The organism is Streptomyces phytophilus (assembly GCF_013870535.1).
Classification (GTDB): Bacteria; Actinomycetota; Actinomycetes; order Streptomycetales; family Streptomycetaceae; genus Streptomyces; species Streptomyces phytophilus.
Window position 1 is genome coordinate 1 of record NZ_JACBXC010000291.1, and the last position, 5842, is coordinate 5842.

The 5842-nt window shown below is 73.0% G+C and carries 7 protein-coding genes; 4 read left to right on the plus strand and 3 right to left on the minus strand.

Translation table 11 applies throughout. The annotated features are described in order from the left end of the window. Positions 1 to 204 precede the first annotated feature (204 nt). Positions 205 to 1059 carry a 3-hydroxyacyl-CoA dehydrogenase family protein gene (locus tag H5J30_RS15160; protein WP_181787960.1) on the minus strand — a complete coding sequence of 285 codons (855 nt, stop codon included), beginning with the start codon at positions 1057 to 1059 and terminating at the stop codon, positions 205 to 207. Between the two features lie 125 nt (positions 1060 to 1184). Next, positions 1185 to 1826, minus strand: coding sequence for a TetR/AcrR family transcriptional regulator (locus H5J30_RS15165; protein ID WP_181787961.1), 642 nt, complete (start codon positions 1824 to 1826; stop codon positions 1185 to 1187). Between the two features lie 79 nt (positions 1827 to 1905). On the opposite strand from H5J30_RS15165, the gene H5J30_RS15170 reads away from it, so the two are divergent. Genes H5J30_RS15170 through H5J30_RS15180 form a run of 3 tightly spaced genes read left to right on the plus strand, consistent with a single transcriptional unit; the run spans position 1906 to position 4096 of the window. Continuing rightward, positions 1906 to 2691 (plus strand): ABC transporter ATP-binding protein, encoded by a 786-nt coding sequence (locus H5J30_RS15170; protein ID WP_181787962.1) that lies wholly within the window; start codon positions 1906 to 1908, stop codon positions 2689 to 2691. 53 nt (positions 2692 to 2744) lie between these two features. After that, entirely contained in the window at positions 2745 to 3500 is a 756-nt protein-coding gene (locus H5J30_RS15175; RefSeq protein WP_181787963.1) for an ABC transporter permease, read from the plus strand. A gap of 23 nt (positions 3501 to 3523) precedes the next feature. After that, positions 3524 to 4096, plus strand: coding sequence for a cob(I)yrinic acid a,c-diamide adenosyltransferase (locus tag H5J30_RS15180; protein ID WP_027742131.1), 573 nt, complete (start codon positions 3524 to 3526; stop codon positions 4094 to 4096). On the opposite strand, the gene H5J30_RS15185 is transcribed toward H5J30_RS15180, so the two are convergent. Beyond that, on the minus strand, positions 4013 to 4672 hold the full coding sequence (locus tag H5J30_RS15185) for a hypothetical protein (RefSeq protein ID WP_181787964.1): 660 nt from the start codon (positions 4670 to 4672) through the stop codon (positions 4013 to 4015). The genes H5J30_RS15180 and H5J30_RS15185 overlap by 84 nt on opposite strands. Positions 4673 to 4836: 164 nt before the next feature. Between H5J30_RS15185 and H5J30_RS15190 the strand changes: the two genes are divergently transcribed. Continuing rightward, on the plus strand, positions 4837 to 5842 hold a 1006-nt coding region (locus tag H5J30_RS15190; RefSeq protein WP_181787965.1), incomplete at its 3' end, for a sensor histidine kinase.

Consider the following 5842-nt stretch of genomic DNA (forward strand, 5'->3'; position numbering starts at 1 on the left):
GCCTCAAACATGTGCGCTCCCCGTCTGCGGTTCTCGTTGTCCGTGGTGCCGAGTCCGTGCCGGTGCCTCTATTGATCTGACTGTCCCGGGCGGTGCCGGGTTGCCGTCTGTACGGGTATCCGTACCGATTTCACCCCTGCGGGGGACGCCGCACCCGCCCTCGGCCGGCCTCGCGGGCGGGCCGGGGGCGACGGGCGGCCCGGGTCAGTGCTCGTAGAAGCCGCGGCCGCTCTTGCGGCCGATGTCGCCGGCGTCGACCATGCGGCGCATCAGCTCCGGCGGCGCGAACTTCTCGTCCTGGGTCTCGGTGTAGATGTTCTCGGCGGCGTGCAGCAGGATGTCGACGCCGGTCAGGTCGGCGGTGGCCAGCGGCCCCATGGCGTGGCCGAAGCCGAGCCGGCAGGCGACGTCGATGTCCTCTGCGGTGGCGACGCCCGACTCGTACAGCTTGACGGCCTCGACGACGAGCGCGGTGATCAGCCGCGTGGTCACGAAGCCGGCCACGTCGCGGTTGGCGACGATGCAGGTCTTGCCGGTGGATTCGGCGAAGGCCCGGGCGCGGGCGAGGGTCTCGTCGCTGGTCTTCAGGCCGCGTACCAGCTCGCAGAGCCCCATCATGGGGACCGGCGAGAAGAAGTGCGTGCCGACGACGCGCTCGGGGCGGGCGGTCACCGCCGCGATCTTGGTGAGGGGGATCGCGGAGGTGTTGGAGGCGAGCACGGCGTCGTCGCGTACCAGGCCGTCGAGCGTGCGGAAGATCTCCTGCTTGACGTCGAGGCGTTCGAAGACGGCCTCGACGACGATGTCCGCGTCGGCGGCGGCGTCGAGGTCGGTGGTGGTGGTGATGCGGGCGAGTGCCTGCTCGGCGGTGGCCGCGTCCAGCTTGCCCTTGGCGACGAACTTCTCGTACGAGCCCTCGATGCCGTCCGTGCCGCGCGTCAGCGCCTCGTCGGTGAGGTCGCGCAGCACGACGTGCCAGCCGGCCTGTGCGGCGACCTGGGCGATACCGGACCCCATGAGTCCGGCTCCGACGACGGCGAGCTTTCCGGCGGATTCCACGGTGGTTCCCTCGCTCTACGGCTCGTTCACGTGCTCCGAAGCGGACACTAGCGCTCCTGGCCCGCCCGCGGAGCGCGAAGAGATGCGCGTCACGTCTCAGATGACGGACATCACACGCCTGCGGCTCACTCGGCGGGCCGGCGCGCGTAGTTGAGCACCTTTTGGCCCAACAGGTCCGCCATCTCGTCGAGAACCCCCAGCGCGGCGCGCGAGACGGCCGCGGGGTGGCCGCCGGCGACCATCTCGCGGCGGATGAAGTCGTAGAGCGCGCTGTTGACCCAGGAGAGCTGACCCGCGATCAGCTCCGGGAGCGGATCGTCCGCGGCGGCCCGGGTCTCCTCGCGCAGGGTGGCGGCGAGAAGCGCGAGGCCCTCCCGCTGCATGTGCCACAGCCGGGCCTGGAGGGCGTTCGCCTCCTGGACGACCACGAGGAACTTGCCCATGCCCGGGTTGAGCCCGACCCGGCCGGACATCACCTCGACGTCCTCCTGCAGCCCGCGCAGCACGGCCTCCGCGGCGGACTCGCCGGGGGCCCGGCCGCGTACGTCCCGGGAGGTGCGCTCGACCACGCCGCGGCTGCGGTCGAGGAAGAGGTCCTCCTTGGCCGGGAAGTAGTTGTACACGGTGTTGACCGAGACGTCCGCGGCCTCGGCGACCTCGGCGACCGTGACCGCGTCGAAGCCGCGCTCCAGGAACAGGCCGGTGGCCACGTCGGAGATGTGCTGCCTGGTCTGCCGCTTCTTGCGCTCCCTGAGTCCCTCGGCCATGCCCTCATCGTACCCAGGCTGGTGTGAGTGGAAAATTAGAGTCATTGCAAAAATTCAGTGACTCTGTTTTTCTTGGGACATGGCGATCCTCAGCACGTCCGGCCTCGCCCGGACCTTCACCACCAAGCAGGGGCCGGTCGAGGCCGTCCGCGGCATCGACCTGCGGGTGCAGCCCGGTGAGATCGTCGGGCTCCTCGGGCCCAACGGCGCCGGCAAGACCACCACCCTGCAGATGCTCACGACCCTGCTGCCGCCCACCGGCGGCGCCGCCACCGTCGCGGGCCGCGACCTGGTCGCCGACCCCGCGGGCGTACGCGAACGCATCGGGTACGTGGCCCAGAGCGGCGGCGTCGACCCGCAGGTCTCCGTCCGGGAGGAACTGGTCACCCAGGGCCGGCTGTACCGGCTGGCGAAGGCCCCGGCCGCCGCGCGGGCCGCGGAACTCGCCGCAGAACTGGGCGTCGAGGACCTCCTCGACCGCCCCTGCGCCGCGCTCTCCGGCGGCCAGCGGCGCCGGCTCGACCTCGCGCTCGGGCTCGTCCACCGGCCCGAGCTGCTCTTCCTCGACGAGCCCACCACCGGGCTCGACCCGGGCAGCCGCGCCGACCTGTGGGACCTGGTCCGCCGGCTGCGCGACCGGCACGGCACCACCGTCGTGCTCACCACGCACTACCTCGACGAGGCCGACGCCCTCGCCGACCGGATCGTGGTCGTCGACCACGGCGTCGTCGTCGCGGACGGCACGCCGCGGGAGTTGAAGCAGCGCCACGCCGGCTCGCCCGGCGCCTCCCTCCAGGACGCCTTCCTCGCCCTCACCGGCCGCCGCCCCGCGCCCGCCCAGGACCCCGCGCCGCTGTCCGTCTGACGGCGCCCGCCGCCCGCCCCGACTCCGTACGATCCAGCCCCCGGGAGAGCCCCGTGCACGTCCTCGCCGCCGACACCGCCCTCGTCTTCGGCCGCTACGCCCGCCAGACCCTGCGCTCGCGCTTCCAGATGCTCTTCGGCATCCTCATGCCCCTGCTCTACCTCGTCTTCTTCGGCCCGCTGCTGCGCGACCTGCCGCTCGCCGCCGACGCCAGCTCGTGGCAGGTCCTCGTCCCCGGGCTGCTGATGATGCTCGGGCTGTTCAGCGCCTCCTTCGCCGGCTTCGGCATCATCGTGGAGAAGAACCTCGGCGTGCTGGACCGCATGCGCGCCACCCCCGTCAGCCGGCTCGCGCTGCTGCTCGGCCGGGTGCTGCGCGACGCGCTGCTGCTGCTCTTCCAGGCCGTGCTGCTCGTCGTCGCCGCGGTGGCGATGGGGCTGCGCGCGCCGCTGCCCGGGGTGCTGATCGGCCTGGTGTTCGTCGCGCTGCTCTCGACGGCGATGGCCTCGCTGTCGTACGCCTTCGCCCTGCGGGTGCGTACGCCGCAGGAGTTCGGCCCCGTCGTCAACGCCGTCACGCTGCCGTCGATGCTGCTGTCCGGGCTGATGCTGCCGATGGCGCTGGCGCCCGGGTGGCTGGACGCGCTGTCGCGCGCGGTGCCGTACCGCTACGTCGTCGACGCCGTGCGCGCCGCCTTCACGGGCGAGTACGCGGGCACCGAGATGCTGTGGGGCGCGCTGGTCGCCGCCGCGTTCGCCGCGGGAGCGGTGACGCTGGGCACACGCGTGTTCCGCGGCGCCGGGGCGTAGGGGCGCGGGCATACGCTGTGCACATGGTCAACCTGACGCGGATCTACACCCGTACCGGAGACAAGGGCACCACCGCGCTCGGCGACATGAGCCGGGTGCCCAAGACCGACCTGCGGATCTCCGCGTACGCCGACGCCAACGAGGCCAACGCCGTCATCGGCACCGCCCTCGCCCTCGGCGAGCTGCCCGAGGAGGTCGCCCGCGTCCTCACCCGGGTGCAGAACGACCTCTTCGACGTCGGCGCCGACCTCTCCACGCCCGTGCGGCCGGACCCCGAGTACCCGCCGCTGCGCGTCGAGCAGGAGTACGTCGACCGGCTGGAGGCCGACTGCGACCGCTTCCTCGCCGACCTGGAGAAGCTGCGCAGCTTCATCCTCCCCGCCGGCACGCCCGGCGCGGCGCTGCTGCACCAGGCGTGCACGGTGGTGCGCCGGGCCGAGCGGTCGACGTGGGCCGCCCTGGAGGTGCACGGCGAGATCATGAACCCGCTGACGGCCACGTACCTCAACCGGCTATCGGATCTGCTCTTCATCCTTGCGCGTACGGCCAACAAGGCGGTCGGCGATGTCCTTTGGGTGCCGGGCGGAGAACGCTGAGGTGCCGCGGCCGCCGCGGTCCCCGTCCGCCTCCACCGCGTCGGCCGGGCGCTGCTTGGGGAAGAGCGTGTAACTCCCGGCGATGACCACGTTGATGCCGATGACGAACAGCATCCGCAGCTGCCACGCCTTCAGCGACTCGGTGTCGCCGTCGCCGCCGACGTACCAGGCGGCGCCCTGGAGCAGCGCGATCGCGATGCCGCTCGCCAGGATCCAGCGGGCGGCCGTCCTCCACTCGTGCAGCGCCCGCGCCATCCCGTACTCCGGCGGCTTCACCGGCGGCGGCCCGCCCGCGAAGCGGTGCGCGAAGCGGGCGTCGACCCAGCGGATCGTCGCCGGGCCGAGCGCGATCGAGAAGCCGATGTAGACGGCGGCCAGGCCGTGCTTCCAGTCCGGCTCCGCGCCGTTCTTGAGGTCGATCGCCGTGACGACCAGCAGCACGACCTCCAGCAGCGGCTCGCACAGCAGCACCGCGGCGCCCAGCCGCGGCCTTCTCGCCAGGTAGCGCAGCGAGAGCCCTGCGGCGAGCAGCACCCAGAAGGCGACCTCGCAGACGATGATGAGCGTGACGATCACGGTGCTCTCCCTTCCCGGGCCTGCTTCCAGGCTCCCGCGCGGGGCGCGCGGGTACGTCGTCGTACGCGACGATCCCGGGCTGCATCCTTCGATGTAGCCCGCGCCCGCCAAAAGCGGGCCGGGATACGGAGGCCGGCGCCCCCGCGGCCGTGTTTGATGGGGGAGTGACCAGCTCACGCCCCTCGCTCAGGCCGCACCGCGACGACGTACTCCTCGCGGCCATCGGCCTGCTCGGCGGCGTGGCGCTCTGGGCGCTCGGGCTGCACACCCAGGGCGGGCGGCCGTTCCACGACTCGCGGCTGACGCTGATCCCGCTCGCGTTCATGTGCGGCGCCGAGCTGCTGCGCCGGAGCCGGCCGATGACCGCGCTGGGCATCGCCACCGCCGCCGTCGTCGCCGACCAGTTCACGTGGGGCACGCTGGCCACGGTCCTGATGTTCACGGACCTCGTGTACGCGGCCGTCGTCTACGGCACCGCGACCGCCGCCCGCTGGATCCCGCGGATCGCCGCGGGGCTCACCGTGGCCACGACCATCGTCGTGCTGGCCGTCTTCCAGGACCGGGTCGTGATCCTCCTCGGCGTCGCCGTCGGCCTCATCACCCTCGCCCCCGCCACCACCGGCGTCGCCCTGCGCTCCCACCGCCAGGCCGCCGACGCCGCCCGGCTGCGGGCGCAGCAGACGGCGCTGCTCGCCGAGCTGGACCGGCGCGAGGCCGTCGGCGCCGAGCGCGCCCGGATGGCCCGCGAGCTGCACGACATGGTGGCCAACCACCTCTCCGCCATCGCCATCCACGCCACCGCCGCCCAGTCGATCGACGACCCCGGGGCGTCCCGGGAGGCGCTGTCCGTCATCCGCGAGAACAGCGTGCAGGGGCTGGCGGAGATGCGCCGCCTCATCGGCCTGCTGCGCGACTCCGAGGGCGACGGGGCGAAGGACGAGCCGGCGGCGGCCCCGACGCTGGACGGGCTGGCCGCGCTGGTGGAGCAGGCCCGGGTCAACGGCGCCGCCAGCGGGCTCGGCTTCACCCTCGACGACGCCCGCGAGCCGGGCGCGCCGCTGCCGGCGCCGGTGGAACTGGCCGCGTACCGCATCGTGCAGGAGTCGCTGACGAACGCGCTCAAGCACGCCGCCCCGGGCGAGGTACGGGTCGCGCTGGCCGGACCCGAGC